This window comes from Shewanella sp. Arc9-LZ, from assembly GCF_010092445.1.
In the GTDB taxonomy this organism is placed as follows: Bacteria; Pseudomonadota; Gammaproteobacteria; order Enterobacterales; family Shewanellaceae; genus Shewanella.
On record NZ_CP048031.1, the window covers coordinates 1,638,985 to 1,658,990 of the forward strand.

Genomic DNA, 20,006 nt, shown 5'->3' on the forward strand with positions numbered 1-20,006 from the left:
CGACACGCTAATAAGGCGTGAGTTAAATTGTGTTAAGGAATAATAAAAATGAATAAAACATTGCTGGCATTGACTGTGTCCTTATTATTGGTCGCTCAAGGTTGTTCTGAAGCGACTACTGTCTCATCTACGCCTGAAACCCCCGCCGAACCTAGTGCTGCCGTTATGCCTCAATCTGCCTCAGAGCAGTATTTGACAATGGTTGATAATTTTTTTAATGATCAATTAAAGCTTGAGCCGATTTACGCCACCTTTGTGGGAGTTAATGACTATAACGACCAATTCGGTGGAGCATTAACTGAAGAGTATTTAAAGGCTCGTCATAATTTAAATAGCCGTTACTTTAGTCAAGCAAAAACGATTGATGTTGATAAGCTTCCTGCATCACTTAAGTTGAGTTACGACATGTTTATTTATGATCGTAATATGGAGCTTATTGGCGAAACTTATCCAGAGTACTTCTTACCTATTAATCAGTTTTATAGCACAGTATTTACTATGGTCCAGTTGGGCAGTGGTGAAAGTGCTCAACCATTTAAGACTGTTGAAGATTATCAAAATTGGTTAGGCCGCTTACGTGGGTTTATTAACTGGACTAAACTTGCACAGCAACGTATGGATGAAGGTATAGCAAGTAAAGTTGTACTACCTCGAGTGCTTGTCGAGCGGATTATTCCTCAGTTAGACGCTCAACTTGTTACAGATGCACAGAGTAGTTTGTTTTATTCCCCAATTAATTTACTGCCAGAAAGCTTTACTGCTGAGCAAAAAACACAATTAACCACTGAATACTCGCAACTTATTGATTCTGAACTATTACCTGCATTGACTCAGTTACGAGACTATGTAAAAGATGTATATTTACCCAATTCTCGTGCTTCAGATGGTTGGTGGGGACTGCCAAATGGTAAAGATTGGTATCAACATTTAGCTAATAGCCATACAACAACAACTTTGTCAGTGGATGAAATTCATCAAATTGGTCTTTCTGAGGTTGCACGCATTCTATCTGAGATGGACAAGGTCAGAGAACAAGTTGGTTTTAAAGGTGATTTAACTGCATTTTTTGCTTCTTTATCTTCAGAGCCGCAGTACTTTTTTACTGACCGACAAGATTTAATTGATGGCTATATGACGATTAAAGAACATATAAATCAAGTATTGCCTCAGTATTTTAATGTGATGCCCAAAGCTGATTATATTGTTAAGCCTGTAGAGAGTTTTCGTGAGAAATCTGCCGCTGGCGCATCGTATGAATCACCAGCAGTTGACGGTTCACGCCCAGGTGTTTTTTATATCAATACTTACAACTTAAAAGCACAACCCAAATGGGGTATGACAACCTTGTCATTGCACGAAGCTGCTCCCGGTCATCATTTTCAGATTGCCATTAAGCAAGAGTTAACTGATGTTCCACAGTTTCAGCGCTTCCAGGGTTACACTGCATTTGAAGAAGGTTGGGCGTTGTATGCAGAGTACTTAGGGATTGAGATGGGCGTATTTAACGACCCATATCAGTATTTCGGCAAGTTATCTGATGAAATGTTAAGAGCAATGCGCTTAGTCGTAGATACAGGACTTCATGCGAAAGGCTGGAGTCGTGAACAAGCTATTCAATACATGAAAGACAATTCTCCAATGGCGGAGTCTGATATTGTTGCAGAAGTGGAGCGTTACATGGCCATACCAGGCCAAGCACTATCTTACAAAGTCGGTCAGTTAACTATTTTGCGCTTACGAGCGGATGCAGAAAAGGCCCTGGGTGAAAAATTTGATTTAAAAGGTTTTCATGATCAATTACTCACGTCAGGATCATTACCAATGGCGGTGATGGAAAACAAAATTGCTGATTGGATAAAAGCTGAACTAGCCAAATAAATGCCGTAAAAAGGACGGTGACTTATGTATGTCATCGTTCTGTCATTATGTTAGTGTTACATTTTTATTTTATATTATATTTTAGGAGCCAAATTATGGTACAAGCAACTGCTAGACACTTACTCGTAAGCACTCAGGAACAATGCGAATCACTCAAGCAACAGATCGAAGCTGGTGCTGATTTTGCTGACGTAGCCAAGGCAAATTCTTCTTGCCCATCTGGTGCGCAGGGTGGCGAGTTAGGTTCTTTTGGACCAGGCATGATGGTTAAAGAATTTGACGAAGTGGTATTTAGTGCACCATTAAATGTTGTTCAAGGCCCAGTAAAAACTCAATTTGGTTTTCATTTACTTGAAGTGACCAGTCGCGGCTAGTCATTATTGAGTCCGTGATAAATAATGGCAGCTTAGGCTGCCATTTTTATTGAAAAAAACTAGAGGGTATATGGACATAAATCTTTATAGTGATCGGCTGAAATTACGAAATTTGCACAGTAGAGATTGGGCATTTTTTTTACGTTTACATCTTGATAAAGGTGTTAATCAGCATATTAGAAACATTGAATCTGAATCAGATATTGTTGCTAAATTTGAACAGCGTAAAGCGGTATGGCTTTTTGAGTCAGGAGATTGGTTAACGCTTGTTATTGAGCGAATTGATAATAGTCAGGCCGTGGGACTTATTGGTTTTAGATGTGATGATGCACAGCTAAGGCGGGCAGAAGTAGGCTATCTCATTGCGCCAGAACAGCAAGGATTAGGGTTCGCTAGTGAAAGCTTACGCGCGGTAACTGATTGGGGTGCTCTACAATTCAGTATGCATAAATACATTGGCCTTTGTGCTCAAGAAAACATTGCTTCACGTAATGTATTAGAGAAGGTGGGGTTTGTTTTGGAAGGGGTGCTAAAACAGAATAACTGTATAGATGGTAAATGGACCGATGATTGTTACATGGGGTTGTTGACCGCACAGAGAACGTGACCAATTTTTAGTCCGTTTAGCCTCAAAACAAAATAAAATCTTTGTCGCACTATATTCTAACGGGCATTTGTCACATAATACGTAATACAACTGAAAACTATTCTCGTTAACAAGTGAAACTTTGATCTAGATTTGAGTTTAACTTGTTTAGTTCCGATAAAATTTTTAACGTTATTAATGTTGTTGAAGGTAGTGTTACATGAAGCTGAGTGAACTTAAGCCTGGTGATCAGGCGATTATCTCTGAAATAGGTCAATTAACGTTACCGCAAACTGTTAAACGTAAATTGTTATCCATGGGCATTACACCCAATACTCGTTTTCATTTTATACGAAGAGCCCCTATGGGCTCGGGTGTTGAATTAGATTTACGTGGCAGTAAATTATGTATGCGTTGTGATTTAGCCGATATCATCGAGGTAGTGCTCAAAAATGACTAAACAATTTCATTGTGTCACCGTTGGTAATCCCAATGCTGGTAAATCGACTCTTTTTAATGCACTTACTGGTGCAAGCCAGCAGGTTGGCAATTGGTCGGGTGTTACCGTCGAAAAAAAAACGGGTAAGATAAATTATTCAGGGACGGATATTTTTCTTACCGATCTCCCTGGCATTTACGATTTACTTCCCGCAGGCAATAGCTGCGATTGTTCATTAGACGAACAAATTGCTCAAGCTTATCTTTCTAATCAACAAGTCGATGCAATCATCAACCTAGTTGATGCCACAAATGTTGAACGTCATCTGTATTTAACCACCCAATTACGTGAGTTAGGTATTCCGATTATTGTTGTTATTAATAAAATTGATGCAGCTAAAAAGCTGGGGATCAACATTAATGTTGACGACATGTCAGTACGTTTAGGTTGTCCTGTTGTTGCAATTTGCTCACGAAATCAAGCCGATGTAGAACAACTACAAGCTGAATTAATGTCACTGTTGGAAAAAGGTGACTCTGTACAATCATTAATGTTGCAGTACCACACTGATATTGAAGCAAGTGTAACTGCACTGCAGATGCAAAATGATAGCCAAGGTCTTACTGAGCTGAGCCGTGGGCAGGCACTTGCTATTTTAGCCAATAGCCATGGAGATGGCTGTGGAACAAGTGAAGTACAATTACACGACACAGTAAAGCAGTGCACTTTACGAGTAGAGCAAGCCGGCGAAGACATCGATATTATGATCGCCACAACCCGATACGATTTTGTGCAAAAGGTGTTTGAGGCATCAGTAAATCAAGGTAAACACATAAGCGCCACAGATAGGCTTGATAAAGTAGTGTTACACCCGGTGTTGGGTATTCCTATTTTCTTATTTGTTATGTACCTAATGTTTTTATTCAGTATTAACGTGGGTAATTCTTTTATCGATTTCTTCGATATTACCGCTGGAGCTATTTTTGTTGACCATTTTGGCGCCTTGTTGTCATCAATTGGAGCGCCTGATTGGCTGGTGACTATTTTAGCTGGCGGTGTTGGACAGGGCATCCAAACTGTCGCGACCTTTATTCCTGTTGTCGCTGCATTATTTCTGGCCCTTTCAGTATTAGAAGCATCTGGATACATGGCTCGTGCAGCATTTGTGGTTGATGGCTTGATGCGCCGTATTGGCTTACCAGGTAAAGCCTTTGTGCCAATGATTGTTGGTTTTGGTTGTTCGGTTCCTGCCATTATGGCAACCAGAACATTAGGCAGTGAGCGTGAACGTATCGTTACCGGTATGATGGCGCCTTTCATGTCTTGTAGTGCTCGATTGCCTGTTTATGCCTTATTTGCAGCGGCCTTTTTCCCTCAATCAGGCCAGAATTTGGTGTTTTTACTGTACATCATTGGTATTTTTGCCGCTATTGGCACCGGTTTGCTACTGCGCAAAACGGTATTGCCGGGCACAAGCAGTGCCGTTGTTATGGAATTGCCAAGCTACGAAATGCCTAAGTCTAAAGCTGTGTTGTCTCGTACGACTAAACGAACTAAAAGCTTTATTATGGGCGCCGGTAAAACCATCATTATTGTGGTGACACTGCTTAACTTTGTTAATGCTATTGGCACAGATGGATCTTTCGGTCATGAAGACAGTAAAGAGTCTTTGCTCAGTGTTGCTAGCCAACAAATCACACCGCTGTTTTCTCCTATGGGAATAGAACAAGACAATTGGGCTGCAACGGTTGGTATTATTACCGGCATTTTTGCTAAAGAAGCCGTAGTCGGTACATTAAACAGTTTATACAGCACCTCAGCAGGTGATGATGAAGAGTTATTGTCTATTTGGGACAGTGTTAAAGTCGGCTTAGCGACAATTCCAACAAACTTATTAGGTATTGAACCTGGTGACCCATTATCAATTGCGATAGCAGGTATCACAGATTTAGATGAAGCAGCAATGGAGTTATCTGTTGATACCTCTACCTTCAGTGCGCTTCAAACAGGCTTTAAAAGCCAGATCGCCGCATTCTCATACTTGTTGTTCATCTTGCTTTATACGCCTTGTGTGGCAGCAATGGGAGCTTTGGTACATGAGTTTGGTGCTAAGTGGGCCCGTTTTGCTGCTATTTGGACATTTTCATTAGCCTATGGTTCTGCAACGGTGGTTTATCAGGGGGCTACATTTACTCAGCATCCGGTGCAGTCTGCTGGTTGGATCTGTTTCTTTGCCGCGGCCTTGGTTGTGTTTTATTTCTGGTTGAATAAGAAAGGTCGCAAAGCACAACAAATTATTCCTGGAATACGTATTGTCACGGAATAGTTAACCGTATTGATGATTGATTTAAACAATAAACCCGGCTTTGCTGGGTTTATTTGCTTTAACAAGCTAACTTTTTCAGTGCTAGCAGTTGTAACTACTTAAGATCTGTAGGATCATCTATTTTTATTCATATTGCCATTGTGCGCCAAGAGGAATTCCATGAGTCATGTGGACACCGAAGTACGTCCAAGTAACTTCATTCGTAATATCATAGACGAAGACCTAAAAAGCGGTAAGCACAGCCAAGTACATACACGTTTTCCACCAGAACCTAACGGGTATTTACATATTGGCCATGCTAAATCTATTTGCTTAAATTTTGGTATTGCAAAAGATTATCAAGGTCAATGTAACTTACGTTTTGATGATACAAACCCTGAAAAAGAAGACATCAATTATGTTAAGTCTATTCAGGAAGACGTGCGTTGGTTAGGCTTTGAATGGTCTGGCGATATCCGTTATTCATCAAACTATTTTGATCAACTACATCAATATGCAGTTGAGCTCATTACCAAAGGGTTGGCGTACGTTTGTTTCTTAAATGGCGAACAAACCAGAGAGTACCGAGGTTCATTAAAAGAGCCAGGTAAAAACAGCCCATACCGTGACACCAGTGTTGAGGAAAACCTCGCGTTATTTGAGAAAATGCGTAAAGGTGAGTTCAAAGAAGGTGAGTGTGCACTGCGTGCCAAAATTGATATGGCATCACCTTTCATGTGTATGCGCGATCCTATTATTTATCGTATTCGATTTGCTCATCATCATCAAACAGGCGACAAGTGGTGCATTTACCCAATGTACGATTTTACTCATTGTATCTCTGATGCTATTGAGAATATCACTCATTCGATTTGTACTTTAGAGTTTCAAGATAACCGTCGTTTATATGACTGGGTATTAGATCATTTAAATGATTTCCAAGCACCAAATCGCACTCGTCAATATGAGTTTTCACGCTTAAATCTTGAATACACCTTGATGTCTAAGCGTAAACTAAACGATTTAGTCACACGCAAACTGGTTGATGGCTGGGACGATCCCCGTATGCCAACTATCGCTGGGTTACGTCGTCGTGGTTACACATCAGCTTCTATTCGCGAGTTCTGCTTACGTATTGGTGTTACCAAGCAAGAAAACTTAATTGAAGTCGGCATGTTAGATGCGTGTATTCGTGAAGAATTAAACGAACATGCACCTCGTGCGATGGCCGTGTTAAGACCTATAAAAGTTATCATTGAGAACTATTCAGATACTGAAACCGAAACCATTATTGCTGCAGCTCATCCAAACAATGAAGCCATGGGCACTCGTGAGCTGACATTTGGACGTGAGTTATTCATTGATGTTGAAGATTTTAAAGAAGAAGCTAATAAGCATTTTAAACGACTTGTTTTAGGTAAAGAAGTCCGTTTACGTAATGCCTATATCATCAAAGCTGAACGTTGTGACAAAGATGCAGATGGTAATATTACCACCGTCTATTGTACTTACGATGCTGATACATTAGGTAAAAACCCTGCAGATGGACGTAAAGTTAAAGGGGTGATTCATTGGGTTGAAGCCTCAACAGCGAAACCTGCTGAGTTTCGCTTGTACGATCGTTTATTTACCAGTGAAAATCCTGCAGCTTTTGAAACTGTTGATGAAGTGCTAAATCCCAATTCACTCACAGTAGTGAAGGGACTCGTTGAACCTGGCTTAGTCAATGCGCCGGCTGAGAAAGCGTTTCAATTTGAGCGAGAAGGTTATTTCTGTGCAGACAGTAAAGATTCAAGCGCTGAACATTTAGTGTTTAACTTAACGGTACCGTTAAGAGATACCTTTGCGTAATCAGCATTATGAATAACAAAAAGGCGCTGAATGCGCCTTTTTTGTTTTATTTTTTCAATAATCAATAATCAATAATCAATAAATTATTGCATCATTGGCCCAAAACCAATGCTCCATAAAATAACACTACTGGCCATCAGCGCAACTAATAAAACAAGTCCCGCAGTAACCACTGAGCTAGCGTAAATGAAACCCTTTTCTTCCGGGATATTCATAATAATAGGGACACCGGCATACAGCAGGTAAACCGAATAAGACAAGCCAATCAAGCCGACGATCATAATGAACCATAACACGGGGTAGAGTGCTGCCAAACCAACCATAAATAATGGGGTTGCAGTATAAGACGCTAATTCGAGAGCTTGAGTATAAGTTGGATCCGCATCAAATGTTTTGCCCATCCAATATGCTAAATACGCGAGAGCCATAACACCAATAATTAAGCCGAAATACATCCCAACTGACATGAATAGTGCGCTTTTTGAGGTTAGGAATAGAAGTTCTCCAGCTCCGGGATGCCAACCAATGTGTGCGGTTGCAAAATAAGCACAAATTGCAGGGATCAGCGCGATAAGCAATACATGACTCAAGCTGCTCTTTAGCGCTTCGTGATTCTTTTCAATTGTGTGCCACTCTTTTTTTGGATGAGTGTAAAGTCCCATTAAGTGATTCAATACCATTATAGTTATCCTTGTTTAGCATTTTTGACCTAGCTCGCCAAACAACGACGAACTGACTACAGCTTTTTACCAATCGCCTTAATCAGTCCACATCTACTTATCAACAGGGGAATGGTGTTGGCATAACACTGAGATCGTTCTATTGCCAACATCTATGTTGTTAAGTTATGACTCTATCCCAATTTAGAATCATCAGTTAAGGTGATCGATGGCATCTGTTATTAAATCGTTAAATTAGATGCTCAGCTTATTTATTGAACATAAATAGACTTTCGTCAAGTTGTATTACGTTTTTGGTTTCAGAAAAGATCGCTCTAAAGGTAAAATGAACATAGATTTTTGAGAGGATTATCCATTTTATGCAGCAATTACTTGTCCCTATTTACGACTTTTTAGGTTGTGAGACACCAAACCGTTGGGTCGAACAAGCTAAACAACCCGAACAACTCACCGCGTTGCTGATTGACCATTGCAACTGTGAGCTTAAAGCTGCGCAAACTGCAATGTTAATAATCCGCAAATATGCGATTGACAAGAGTAGTTCACATCTATTGAAGACCTGGGCCAAGCCTTATGAAGATTTTGTTTATCAACAAGACCGTAATGCCCTCGAGTTTTTAGCCCGCGACAGTAAAAAGAACGACATCACTAGTGAATTAATAGCCAATAAAAACCTCACTAACAGCACTGATTTAATGAGTAAAATGGTTCGTTTGATTAAAGAAGAGTTTCATCATTTCGAACAAGTTTTACAGATTATGACTGCGCGTGGTATTGATTACAGTAATATTCGTGCCGGTCGTTACGCCAAACAGTTAATTATTCATATGCGGACTCATGAGCCACTTACGTTAATTGATAAGTTAATAATTGGCGCGTTTATTGAAGCGCGGTCATGTGAACGATTTGCCAAACTTGCGCCGCATTTAGATGATGAACTCGCTAAGTTTTATACTTCATTACTTCGATCAGAAGCGCGGCATTTTCAAGATTATTTGGCTCTTGCTGAGGATATTGCCGGTGAAGATATCAGTGAACGCATTGATTATTTTCGCGAAAAAGAAATGGAATTAATTTTGACAGAAGATAGCGAGTTTCGTTTTCACAGTGGTTTACCGCCACAATAGCCAACAATTGCGAGATATAAACCAAGACTCACTGATGATATCAACTTTGATACTGTTTAGTGAGCCTAGTTTGTTTCGGAAAAGGGTAATGTTACTAACTCGCAACCGTTCTCGCTGACGTTTAGCACGCTGCCTTGAGTATACCAATCACCGACCACAACACGTTGTTCTTGTGCAGTGAGTTGATGTATAGCAGGGCGATGAGTATGACCATGGATCATTCTTTGACAATCAGTACGAGCCAGTAGCGCGGTTACCGCACTTGACTCAACATCCATGATTTCATAATGTTTTTGCTGATTACCTTGAACACTTTTTTGACGAATTTTTGCGGCAATGTTTAAGCGTGTCTTTTTAGGTAGGTGAGAGTAAACCCAACGAACTAAATCAAGACTTCTAAAGCGCCTGAATCGCTGGTAAGCAATATCAAGGGTACAAAGGCTATCACCGTGTAAAATCACAGTATTAACACCGTACAAGTTGATACAATAGACTTCAGGTAATATTTTCATGCCTGCTCGTAGGCAAAATTGTTTGCCAACCATAAAATCACGATTACCATGAATAAAATATACAGGTATTGAGTTCGATACTGTTTTGATTGCTTCAGCAATGGCAATGGTAAAGGGTTCTGCAATATCATCACCCATCCAAACTTCGAATAGATCACCGATGATATAAAGCGCTTCAGTATTGTCTAAACCATGGTTTAGAAAATAGATGAAGGCTTGTGTAATATCTGGGCGATCTGCACTTAAGTGCAAATCGCCTACGAAGATTGTTTTCTTCAAAATTACGCTTTAACGCTAACGCTTTTGATCACAATGGCTTCTAATGGTACATCTTGATGCATACCATTATTACCAGTGGCAACATTTTTGATTGTTTCAATAATGTCTAAACCTTCAACCACTTCACCAAATACACAGTAACCCCAGCCCTGTGAAGTTTCTGATTTAAAATCAAGGAAAGTATTGTCTTTCACGTTAACAAAAAACTGTGCTGTCGCTGAATGCGGATCAGAAGTACGTGCCATGGCAACAGTGCCTTTACGGTTAGATAAACCATTGTTGGCTTCATTTTTGATTGATGCTTTAACACTTTTTTGGCTCATATCTTCAGTGAAACCACCACCTTGGATCATAAAGCCGTCAATAACACGGTGAAAAATAGTACCTTCAAAAAAACCATCTTCAACATACTGCATAAAGTTAGCCGCGGTAATTGGCGCTTTTTCTTCATTTAGCTGTAAAGTAATATCGCCCATATTGGTATGTAAAGTAATCATGTTGTCTCACTTGAAAATAATAATTTGCGCGATTCTAACTTATCTTAACTGCCGCATAAAGTGCAGTGTTCAAAACAGGTGACATCATGCTAAACTCAGCATTAACATTTCCCGTTATAAATTAGTGTAAAAGAGAACAATCGATGTTAAAGATTTACAATAGTATTAGCCGTGATAAACAAGAATTTAAACCAATAAATCCAGGTAAAATCGGAATGTACGTCTGTGGCGTGACCATTTACGATTTATGTCATATTGGTCACGGGCGTACCTTTGTTTCGTTTGACATGATAGTGCGTTATTTACGTTATATCGGTTATGAGGTGAATTTTCAGCGTAACATTACCGATGTTGATGACAAAATTATCAAACGGGCCGCTGAAAACAACGAATCTTGTGAGTCGCTTACTGAGCGTTTGATCGCCGAAATGCACCAAGACTTTGATGCCTTGAACATGAAACGTCCAGATTTTGAGCCTCGAGCAACGTTACATATTGAAGAAATTATTAATATGGTTCAGCGTTTACTCGATCGCGACCATGCCTATGTAGCCAGCAATGGCGATGTATTATTCAGTGTTGCCTCATTCCCTGAGTATGGACAGTTGTCAGGTCAAAACCTAGACCAGCTTCAAGCCGGTGCTCGCGTTGAGATAGATAATGCTAAACGCAATCCTATGGACTTTGTGTTATGGAAAATGTCAAAACCGGGTGAACCAACCTGGGAATCACCTTGGGGTCCTGGTCGTCCAGGTTGGCACATTGAATGTTCTGCCATGAACAGCAAGCATTTAGGCTTACATTTTGATATTCATGGTGGCGGCTCTGATTTACAGTTTCCACATCATGAAAATGAAATTGCGCAGTCTTGCTGTGCTCACGATACTCCGTATGTGAATTACTGGATGCACACCGGAATGGTGATGGTTGACCGTGAAAAAATGTCTAAATCATTAGACAACTTTTTTACCATCCGAGATGTGCTTAAGCATTATGATGCTGAAACGGTACGTTACTTCTTATTATCCGGTCATTATCGTAGTCAGTTAAATTATTCTGAAGACAATTTAAAGCAAGCTCGTGCAGCACTAGAGCGTTTATATACAGCACTTAAAGGTTTAGACTTAACTGTTGATGCTGCGCCTGCTGAACCGTTTGTAGCCAAGTTTAAGTCGGCAATGGATGATGACTTTAATACTCCTGAAGCCTATTCCGTGTTATTTGAGATGGTACGTGAAATCAATCGTCTTAAAACAACCGATATGGCAGCGGCATCGGCATTAGGTGTCAGCTTGAAGCAATTAGCAGATGTGCTTGGCCTTATCAGCCAAACGCCAGAAGCTTTCTTTAAGGGGGAGGGCAGTGACGATGAAGTGGCAGAAATTGAAGCGCTTATCGTTGAGCGTACCCGCGCCCGTACTGAAAAAGATTGGCCTGCTGCGGATGTGGCCCGCGATCGCTTAAACGAGTTAGGCGTTGAGTTAGAAGATGGCGGCCCAAGCGGCACCACATGGCGTAAAAAGTAGTTTATTTAGCGCATAAAAACAAAAGCCTGCAATAGCAGGCTTTTTTGTTATTAATCAGCATAATTTACTTATCTGAGATTTACTTATCTGAGATTTAGTTAACTATGATATTGCTCGCATGCGTATAGGGTGTTCTCTAATAAACTTGCAATCGTCATTGGGCCAACTCCACCAGGAACCGGCGTAATAAATGCAGCCTTTTCAGCGGCAACATTAAATTCAACATCACCCACTAAACTGCCGTTCTCCAAACGATTGATACCAACATCAATAACAATCGCGCCTGGCTTGATCCAGTCACCAGGAATAAACCCAGGTTTGCCAACGGCAACGACTAATAAATCTGCTTGACGCACTTTTTGTTCTAAGTTTTTGGTAAAACGATGACAGGTTGTCGTTGTGCAACCTGCTAATAATAATTCTAGTGTCATTGGTCGGCCAACAATGTTTGATGCACCAACCACAGTTGCATCCAGGCCATAGGTATCTATACCGGTTGATTTTATTAACGTCATAATGCCCATCGGCGTGCAAGAACGAAGCACTGGGATACGTTGAGCTAAACGGCCGACATTATAGGGATGAAATCCATCAACATCTTTATCTGGGCGAATACGTTCAATGACTTTGGAGTCATCAATATGGGCGGGCAAAGGCAGCTGCACTAGAATCCCATCAATGCTTGGATTGGCATTACATTCATCGATTAACGCTAAAAGCTCTGCTTCAGTTGTATTGGTGTCAAGGTCAAAAGATTGAGATTCAAAACCGACTTCCTCACAAGCTTTGCGTTTACTGCCAACATAGACTTGAGATGCGGCATCACTGCCCACTAAAATAACAGCAAGTCCTGGTGCGCGGAATCCAGCTTGTCTACGTTGTGTTACTTTTTGTTTTAGTGTGGTGCGAATAGATTGTGCAATGGCTTTACCGTCAATAATTTGAGCAGTCATGGCTATAGAGTTTCCTTTGAGTGACACAGGTGTTGAAGTCAATGGTCGATCGGCCGTTATTCTAGCAGGCGTATTGAAGAGTGTCATTTGCTAGACGTGGAAAATACAGTGAATAAACTATTCGCGCTATGATGCTAATCACGATATTTGCTGCTAAATTCGTCATATAGCAATAAGGGTTAAAAAAATCGTTGACGATAGCTAGGTGACTCGTTAATATGCGCTCCGTTCTCGAGACAACATCGTTATTGTTTATAGATAATTTCTGCCTCGAAAACAAAGCAATATTTTCGGTGATTAGCGCAGCCCGGTAGCGCATCTCGTTTGGGACGAGAGGGTCAGAGGTTCGAATCCTCTATCACCGACCAAATTAATGTTATTTGCTCTTGCAGTGAGTAACGGAACAAGTAAACTTGTTCAGCCAGACAGGATGCAGTATCTAACTGTAACCATGCGCCCGTAGCTCAGTTGGATAGAGCACCCGCCTTCTAAGCGGGTGGTCGCAGGTTCGAATCCTGCCGGGTGTACCATTTCAATGGTGATTGTAGCTCAGTTGGTAGAGTCCCGGATTGTGATTCCGGTTGTCGTGGGTTCGAGCCCCATCAGTCACCCCATTTTCTGATTAAATCAAACTATCGTGTATAACCCTTTTAACGGGTACAGATAAGTTTGATTTGGTCACGATAATTATTTGCTCCTAGTCCTTTTGAGCGTAAGTCAAAAACTCATTTCGCACATTAAACGTGCAAACACGTCAAAATTGAACATAAGTCAGCGTTTTTATCATGTAAATCGACCTTTTCAGGCTCGACTCTGTTAAAAACGGTAGCTATAATGTCGCGTCTTGATAAATATCAAAAATAAGCTACCTGTACCAACAGCGTCTTCAGCATCAATAATATCGCTGTGCTGGGTTTCAGAGCTAAATCCATGGTCAAGAAACGAATATCTAATGGTTGAGTTGTCGACCATTACAAAGAACGTCAGACATATTTCGAGGTAAAACAATGCAAGTTTCTGTTGAAACAACTCAAGGCCTAGAGCGTCGCCTAACTATTTCTGTACCTGCTGAGCAAATCGAGAAATTGGTTAAAGACAATGTATTGCGCGAAGCTAAGCGTGCGCGTCTTCCAGGTTTCCGCCCAGGTAAAGTGCCTATCGGCGAAATCAACAAGCGTTATGGCAAAGCCATTCGTCAAGACATCACTGGTGAAGTGATGCAACGCAACTTTATTGAAGCAATCGTAGCTGAAAAGTTAAATCCTGCAGGTGCACCAGTATTTACTCCTGGTTCAACTGAAGGTGATTCTTTTGAATTCGTTGCAACATTTGAAATCTACCCAGAAGTTGTTCTAACGGGTTTAGATAGCATTGCAGTTGAACAGCCTAAAGCTGAAGTTAATGATGCTGACGTTGATGTTATGATTGAAACATTACGTAAGCAACATGCCACTTTTGCCGCTGTTGAACGTGCAGCAGTTGCTGACGATAAAGTTAAAATGAACTTTATCGGTTCTATTGACGGCGAAGAATTCGAAGGCGGAAAAGCTGATGATTTCGAACTTCAATTAGGCAGCAACCGTATGATCCCTGGTTTTGAAACCGGTATCGTAGGCCATAAAGCAGGTGATGAATTCGAAATCGAAGTGACTTTCCCTGAAGATTACCACGCTGAAAACTTGAAAGGTAAAGCGGCTAAGTTCGTTATTACTTTAACTGAAGTTCAAGCGGCTAATCTGCCAGAAGTGAATGATGAATTTGCTTCATTGTTTGGTATTGCTGAAGGTGGCTTAGATGCACTTAAAGCTGAAATCCGTAAAAACATGACTCGTGAACTAGAGCAAGCGTTAAAAGCGAATGTGAAAGAACAGGTTATTACTGGTTTACTTGCAGCAAACGACATCGCTATTCCTAAAGCGCTTATTGAGGGTGAAGTGAATGTACTTCGTCAACAAGCTATGCAGCGTTTTGGTGGTCAAACTGAAAATATGCCTGAACTTCCGGCTGAACTTTTCACTGAACAAGCTGAACGTCGTGTTAAAATCGGTTTGCTATTAGGCGAAGTGATCAAGACAAACGAACTAAAAGCAGAAGATGATCGTGTTAATACATTGATCGAATCTATGGCTTCAGCGTATGAAGATCCATCTGAAGTTGTTTCATACTACAACTCAAACAAAGAACTCATGCAAAACATGCGCAACGTAGCGCTTGAAGAGCAAGCGGTGGAAGCATTGTTAAAATCATCAAAAGTAACCGTTAAAGACGTCGCTTTTGAAGAATTTATGAACAAGGCTACCGGACGAGCGTAAGCTAAGCTTGACTTAACAAGCCGTTCGCCATTTATAATGGCTCGTATGAGGTTCCTCTCATGCGGGCCATTTTTATTTTAGGGAAATGAATAATGCATAAAGCACCAGAATCAGTACTCAATGCTCTTGTACCTATGGTTGTTGAACAAACAGCTAAAGGTGAACGTTCTTATGATATCTACTCTCGTCTATTAAAAGAGCGAGTCATCTTTCTAGTTGGTCAAGTTGAAGAACACATGGCTAACCTTATTGTTGCTCAATTATTATTCCTTGAGTCAGAAAGCCCAGATAAAGATATTTATTTGTACATTAACTCTCCTGGTGGCTCTGTCACAGCAGGTATGGCTATTTATGACACTATGCAGTTCATTAAGCCTAATGTGAGTACCGTATGTATGGGACAAGCCGCGAGTATGGGCGCATTCTTGTTAGCCGGTGGCGCTAAAGGTAAACGTCATTGTTTACCGAACTCTCGAGTGATGATCCATCAGCCATTAGGCGGTTTCCAAGGTCAAGCATCCGACATCGCCATTCATGCACAAGAAATTCTTGGTATTAAGAATAAATTAAACCAAATGTTAGCGGACCATACTGGTCAACCGTTAGAGGTTGTTGAACGTGATACCGACCGTGATAACTTCATGAGTGCTACTCAAGCTGTTGAATATGGTATTGTCGATTCATTACTCACGAGTCGCGGCTAAAAACTGGTAGCTGATTTTCTAGATACTTTCAGGTATTCTGTATTGAAAGGCGTTCAGTCATCAATGTGGTTATGATAAGTATCTACAAGCAGAGCTTAGGTTCAACCTAAGTTGTAAACAGAGGTAGAATAATGGGCGATAACAAAAATAACGGTGACAGCGGCAAACTGCTGTACTGCTCTTTTTGCGGAAAAAGTCAGCATGAAGTCAGAAAACTCATTGCTGGTCCATCAGTTTATGTATGTGACGAATGTGTTGATTTATGTAATGACATTATCCGTGAAGAAATCAAAGAGATTTCACCCAAACGTGATGAAGACAAATTGCCGACACCGCATGAATTGCGCAAACATCTTGATGACTACGTAATCGGTCAGGATCAGGCTAAGAAAGTGTTAGCCGTAGCGGTATACAATCATTATAAGCGTTTACGTAATGGCGCTATTAAAGATGGCGTTGAACTAGGTAAAAGTAACATTTTACTATTAGGTCCAACCGGTAGCGGTAAAACTTTATTGGCTGAAACGTTAGCTCGCTCACTTAATGTCCCTTTTGCTATGGCAGATGCAACCACATTAACCGAAGCTGGTTATGTGGGTGAAGATGTTGAAAACATCATTCAGAAGCTACTGCAAAAATGTGATTACGACGTTGAGAAAGCGGAACGCGGTATCGTCTATATTGATGAAATTGACAAAATCAGTCGTAAATCTGACAATCCTTCAATTACTCGTGATGTATCGGGTGAAGGTGTTCAGCAAGCGTTGCTTAAGTTAATTGAAGGCACCGTTGCTTCTGTTCCTCCACAGGGCGGACGTAAGCATCCACAACAAGAATTCTTGCAAGTGGATACGTCTAAAATTCTGTTTATCTGTGGTGGTGCGTTTGCTGGACTTGAAAAAGTCATTGAGCAACGTGCACACACCGGAACCGGAATTGGCTTTGGTGCCGAAGTAAAAGGCGAAGCGGATAAAGCGACTATTTCACAAATCCTTAGCCAAGTAGAGCCTGGTGATTTAGTGAAGTTTGGTTTAATTCCTGAGTTTATTGGTCGTTTACCTGTTGTTGCTACGCTAACTGAGTTAGATGAAGCTGCATTAGTACAGATTCTGTCTGAGCCAAAGAATGCATTAACTAAACAATATAGTGCATTATTTGAGATGGAAAATGTCGAACTTGAATTCCGTGATGATGCATTACAAGCCATCGCTCAAAAAGCAATGTCACGTAAAACCGGTGCACGTGGATTACGTTCTATTGTTGAAAGCATCTTGCTCGATACAATGTATGATATTCCGTCGACACAAGGCGTGATTAAAGCCGTTGTTGATGAATCAGTAGTGAAAGGCGAGTCAGCCCCTATTTTGATTTATGAAAACACTGAGACACAGGCTGCTTCAGGCGAGCAATAATTGCACTGATAGTCAGGAAGTTGAAAAATAAGGAGTCCATTGGGCTCCTTTTTTCGTATTAGCCATTGAAACTGATAACATCACCCCAATATACTCAGTAATAAGTCAATTTCATTAAACGGAATCGAGCCATGACTAAAGAGCGTGAAGCGCATATCGAACTCCCCGTGTTACCACTTAGAGACGTGGTAGTTTACCCGCATATGGTAATTCCGCTATTCGTGGGACGGGAAAAATCTATTCGTTGCCTAGAATCGGCAATGGAACAAGACAAGCAAATTTTATTAGTCGCTCAGCGAGATGCAGATCTTGATGAGCCTACCAAAGACGATATTTTCGATATTGGTACTGTTGCCTCTATTTTACAGTTGCTTAAATTACCAGATGGCACGGTAAAAGTATTAGTTGAAGGTGGCCAGCGTGCCAAAATCAAGCAATACACCCAAGAAGAAGAATTCTTTGCCGCAACAGCTGAATACCTCGAGTCTGAAGAATTAAGTGATAAAGAAGAAGAGGTGTTAGTTCGCAGTGCTATCGGTCAATTTGAAGGCTACATCAAGTTAAATAAAAAAATCCCACCTGAAGTATTAACTTCATTGTCGGGGATTGATGAAGCCGCTCGTTTAGCAGATACCATGGCTGCACATATGCCATTGAAGCTTGAAGACAAACAATCTGTCCTTGAGATGATCAATGTCGGTGAGCGTCTGGAATATTTAATGGCGATGATGGAATCGGAAATTGACTTGCTTCATGTCGAAAAACGAATCCGTACTCGTGTTAAAAAACAGATGGAAAAAAGTCAACGCGAATACTATTTGAATGAGCAAATGAAAGCCATTCAAAAAGAGTTAGGCGATATTGACGAAAGCCACGACGAATTTGAAGTATTGGCGCGTAAGATTGAAGAAGCTGGCATGCCAGTTGAAGCCAAAGAAAAAGCCACTGCTGAGTTAAACAAACTCAAAATGATGTCACCTATGTCAGCTGAAGCCACAGTTGTGCGCAGCTATGTTGACTGGATGACTGCGGTACCTTGGAAGCAGCGCTCAAAAATAAAGCGTGACTTAGCCAAGGCGCAAGAAGTACTCGATACCGATCACCATGGGCTTGAAAAAGTCAAAGAACGTATTCTTGAGTATTTAGCGGTTCAAAGCCGAGTTAAGCAGCTTAAAGGGCCTATTTTGTGTTTAGTCGGACCTCCAGGTGTGGGTAAAACCTCATTGGGCCAGTCGATTGCCAAAGCAACCGGCCGTAAGTATGTTCGTGTTGCTTTAGGCGGCGTACGTGATGAAGCGGAAATTCGTGGTCATCGTCGTACCTACATTGGTTCTATGCCAGGTAAAGTCATTCAAAAGATGGCTAAAGTAGGGGTTAAAAACCCATTATTCTTACTCGATGAAATCGATAAGATGAGTTCTGATATGCGTGGCGACCCATCGTCAGCGTTATTAGAAGTGCTCGATCCTGAACAGAATGCGACCTTTAACGATCACTATCTTGAAGTTGATTATGACTTATCAGATGTGATGTTCGTTGCTACGTCAAACTCAATGGATATTCCTGGCCCTTTACTTGACCGTATGGAAGTTATTCGTTTATCGGGTTACACCGAAGATGAAAAGCTCAATATTGCTAAGAAGCATTTACTGACTAAGCAAATTGAGCGTAACGGCCTTAAAGAAAAAGAAATCAAGGTTGATGACAGCGCTATTTTAGGCATTATTCGCTATTACACTCGTGAAGCGGGTGTGCGTTCATTAGAACGTGAATTGTCGAAGATTTGTCGCAAAGTGGTTAAGCATATCTTGCTTGATAAAACGGTCAAAATGGTTGAAGTTAACCAGGAAAATTTAAAGTCATTCCTTGGTGTGCAACGTTTTGACTTCGGTAAAGCTGAATCGAATAACCAAATCGGTCAAGTAACCGGTCTTGCATGGACTCAAGTTGGTGGCGATTTATTAACAATCGAAGCCACCTCAGTAGCAGGTAAAGGTAAATTAACCTATACCGGTTCGCTGGGTGATGTGATGAAAGAGTCGATTCAAGCGGCAATGACCGTAGTACGTGCTCGTGCTGAAAATCTTGGCATTAACAATGATTTTTATGAAAAACGAGATATTCATGTGCATGTACCAGAAGGTGCGACGCCAAAAGATGGTCCATCTGCGGGTGCGGCAATGTGTACAGCGTTAGTGTCTAGTTTAACCGGTAACCCTGTACGTAGTGATGTAGCTATGACAGGTGAAATTACTCTACGTGGCGAAGTATTGCCTATTGGTGGTTTAAAAGAAAAGCTATTAGCAGCCCATCGCGGTGGAATTAAGCATGTATTAATTCCTCAAGAAAATGAACGCGATCTGGAAGAAATTCCTGCAAATGTGATTGCTGATTTAATCATTCATCCAGTGCGTTGGATAGATGAAGTGTTGAAATTGGCGCTTGAGCGACCAGTTGAAGGCTTTGAAGTGGTTAAAAAATAGCTTGTTAGTTAAAAAATTGCTGTAGAGCATGAAAAAAATGAAAAAAGGGGCTTAACAAAACGCTGACCTGTGGTAGCCTAGGTTTGTG

The 20,006-nt window shown here is 40.9% G+C and carries 16 protein-coding genes and 3 tRNA genes; 15 read left to right on the top strand and 4 right to left on the bottom strand.

The genetic code is table 11. The features are described from left to right. The first annotated feature begins 48 nt into the window (after positions 1 to 48). From GUY17_RS07030 to glnS, 6 genes are all read left to right on the top strand, one after another. A complete protein-coding gene (locus GUY17_RS07030) occupies positions 49 to 1,878 on the top strand; it encodes a DUF885 family protein (RefSeq protein WP_162022716.1) in 1,830 nt (609 codons plus the stop codon). A 95-nt stretch (positions 1,879 to 1,973) separates the two neighbouring features. Continuing rightward, positions 1,974 to 2,252 (top strand): peptidylprolyl isomerase, encoded by a 279-nt coding sequence (locus tag GUY17_RS07035; RefSeq protein ID WP_101087820.1) that lies wholly within the window; start codon positions 1,974 to 1,976, stop codon positions 2,250 to 2,252. Between the two features lie 70 nt (positions 2,253 to 2,322). Beyond that, on the top strand, positions 2,323 to 2,859 hold the full coding sequence (locus GUY17_RS07040; RefSeq protein WP_162022717.1) for a GNAT family N-acetyltransferase: 537 nt from the start codon (positions 2,323 to 2,325) through the stop codon (positions 2,857 to 2,859). A gap of 199 nt (positions 2,860 to 3,058) precedes the next feature. Then, entirely contained in the window at positions 3,059 to 3,298 is a 240-nt protein-coding gene (locus GUY17_RS07045; protein ID WP_011638067.1) for a FeoA family protein, read from the top strand. Next, positions 3,291 to 5,603: a Fe(2+) transporter permease subunit FeoB gene (feoB, locus tag GUY17_RS07050; RefSeq protein ID WP_162022718.1), complete on the top strand. Its 2,313-nt coding sequence runs from the start codon at positions 3,291 to 3,293 to the stop codon at positions 5,601 to 5,603. Before GUY17_RS07045 ends, feoB begins: the two co-directional genes overlap by 8 nt. A 159-nt stretch (positions 5,604 to 5,762) precedes the next feature. Beyond that, positions 5,763 to 7,433 carry a glutamine--tRNA ligase gene (gene glnS / locus GUY17_RS07055; RefSeq protein WP_162022719.1) on the top strand — a complete coding sequence of 557 codons (1,671 nt, stop codon included), beginning with the start codon at positions 5,763 to 5,765 and terminating at the stop codon, positions 7,431 to 7,433. 83 nt (positions 7,434 to 7,516) lie between these two features. On the opposite strand, the gene GUY17_RS07060 is transcribed toward glnS, so the two are convergent. Continuing rightward, the gene (locus GUY17_RS07060; RefSeq protein ID WP_011638064.1) at positions 7,517 to 8,113 is read right to left on the bottom strand and encodes a Yip1 family protein; all 597 of its coding nucleotides are present in this window, start codon (positions 8,111 to 8,113) and stop codon (positions 7,517 to 7,519) included. Positions 8,114 to 8,472: 359 nt separating this feature from the next. On the opposite strand from GUY17_RS07060, the gene miaE reads away from it, so the two are divergent. Next, positions 8,473 to 9,240 carry a tRNA isopentenyl-2-thiomethyl-A-37 hydroxylase MiaE gene (miaE, locus tag GUY17_RS07065; protein ID WP_162022720.1) on the top strand — a complete coding sequence of 256 codons (768 nt, stop codon included), beginning with the start codon at positions 8,473 to 8,475 and terminating at the stop codon, positions 9,238 to 9,240. 65 nt (positions 9,241 to 9,305) lie between these two features. On the opposite strand, the gene GUY17_RS07070 is transcribed toward miaE, so the two are convergent. Together GUY17_RS07070 and GUY17_RS07075 are read right to left on the bottom strand one after the other, a co-directional pair. Then, positions 9,306 to 10,031 carry a UDP-2,3-diacylglucosamine diphosphatase gene (locus tag GUY17_RS07070; protein WP_162022721.1) on the bottom strand — a complete coding sequence of 242 codons (726 nt, stop codon included), beginning with the start codon at positions 10,029 to 10,031 and terminating at the stop codon, positions 9,306 to 9,308. 2 nt (positions 10,032 to 10,033) lie between these two features. After that, on the bottom strand, positions 10,034 to 10,528 hold the full coding sequence (locus GUY17_RS07075) for a peptidylprolyl isomerase (protein WP_011638050.1): 495 nt from the start codon (positions 10,526 to 10,528) through the stop codon (positions 10,034 to 10,036). Positions 10,529 to 10,671: 143 nt separating this feature from the next. Here GUY17_RS07075 and cysS point away from each other — a divergent pair, with 143 nt between their 5' ends. Next, the gene (gene cysS / locus GUY17_RS07080; RefSeq protein WP_162022722.1) at positions 10,672 to 12,054 is read left to right on the top strand and encodes a cysteine--tRNA ligase; all 1,383 of its coding nucleotides are present in this window, start codon (positions 10,672 to 10,674) and stop codon (positions 12,052 to 12,054) included. A gap of 98 nt (positions 12,055 to 12,152) precedes the next feature. On the opposite strand, the gene folD is transcribed toward cysS, so the two are convergent. Next, positions 12,153 to 13,007, bottom strand: coding sequence for a bifunctional methylenetetrahydrofolate dehydrogenase/methenyltetrahydrofolate cyclohydrolase FolD (folD, locus tag GUY17_RS07085; protein WP_162022723.1), 855 nt, complete (start codon positions 13,005 to 13,007; stop codon positions 12,153 to 12,155). A 291-nt stretch (positions 13,008 to 13,298) separates the two neighbouring features. Between folD and GUY17_RS07090 the strand changes: the two genes are divergently transcribed. The 7 genes from GUY17_RS07090 (at position 13,299) to lon (ending at position 19,918) form a co-directional block, all read left to right on the top strand. Then, a tRNA-Pro gene (locus GUY17_RS07090) sits at positions 13,299 to 13,375 on the top strand. An 85-nt stretch (positions 13,376 to 13,460) separates the two neighbouring features. Beyond that, a tRNA-Arg gene (locus GUY17_RS07095) sits at positions 13,461 to 13,537 on the top strand. 8 nt (positions 13,538 to 13,545) lie between these two features. Then, positions 13,546 to 13,621: transfer RNA gene (locus tag GUY17_RS07100), tRNA-His, on the top strand. 393 nt (positions 13,622 to 14,014) lie between these two features. After that, a complete protein-coding gene (tig, locus tag GUY17_RS07105) occupies positions 14,015 to 15,319 on the top strand; it encodes a trigger factor (protein ID WP_162022724.1) in 1,305 nt (434 codons plus the stop codon). 92 nt (positions 15,320 to 15,411) lie between these two features. Further along, positions 15,412 to 16,023, top strand: a complete 612-nt coding sequence (gene clpP, locus GUY17_RS07110) for an ATP-dependent Clp endopeptidase proteolytic subunit ClpP (RefSeq protein ID WP_101087838.1) — start codon at positions 15,412 to 15,414, stop codon at positions 16,021 to 16,023. Positions 16,024 to 16,154: 131 nt separating this feature from the next. Further along, complete coding sequence (gene clpX / locus GUY17_RS07115) at positions 16,155 to 17,435, top strand: ATP-dependent protease ATP-binding subunit ClpX (protein WP_101087840.1); 1,281 nt, start codon at positions 16,155 to 16,157, stop codon at positions 17,433 to 17,435. 131 nt (positions 17,436 to 17,566) lie between these two features. Then, positions 17,567 to 19,918 carry an endopeptidase La gene (gene lon / locus GUY17_RS07120; RefSeq protein WP_101087842.1) on the top strand — a complete coding sequence of 784 codons (2,352 nt, stop codon included), beginning with the start codon at positions 17,567 to 17,569 and terminating at the stop codon, positions 19,916 to 19,918. The last annotated feature ends 88 nt before the right edge of the window (positions 19,919 to 20,006 follow it).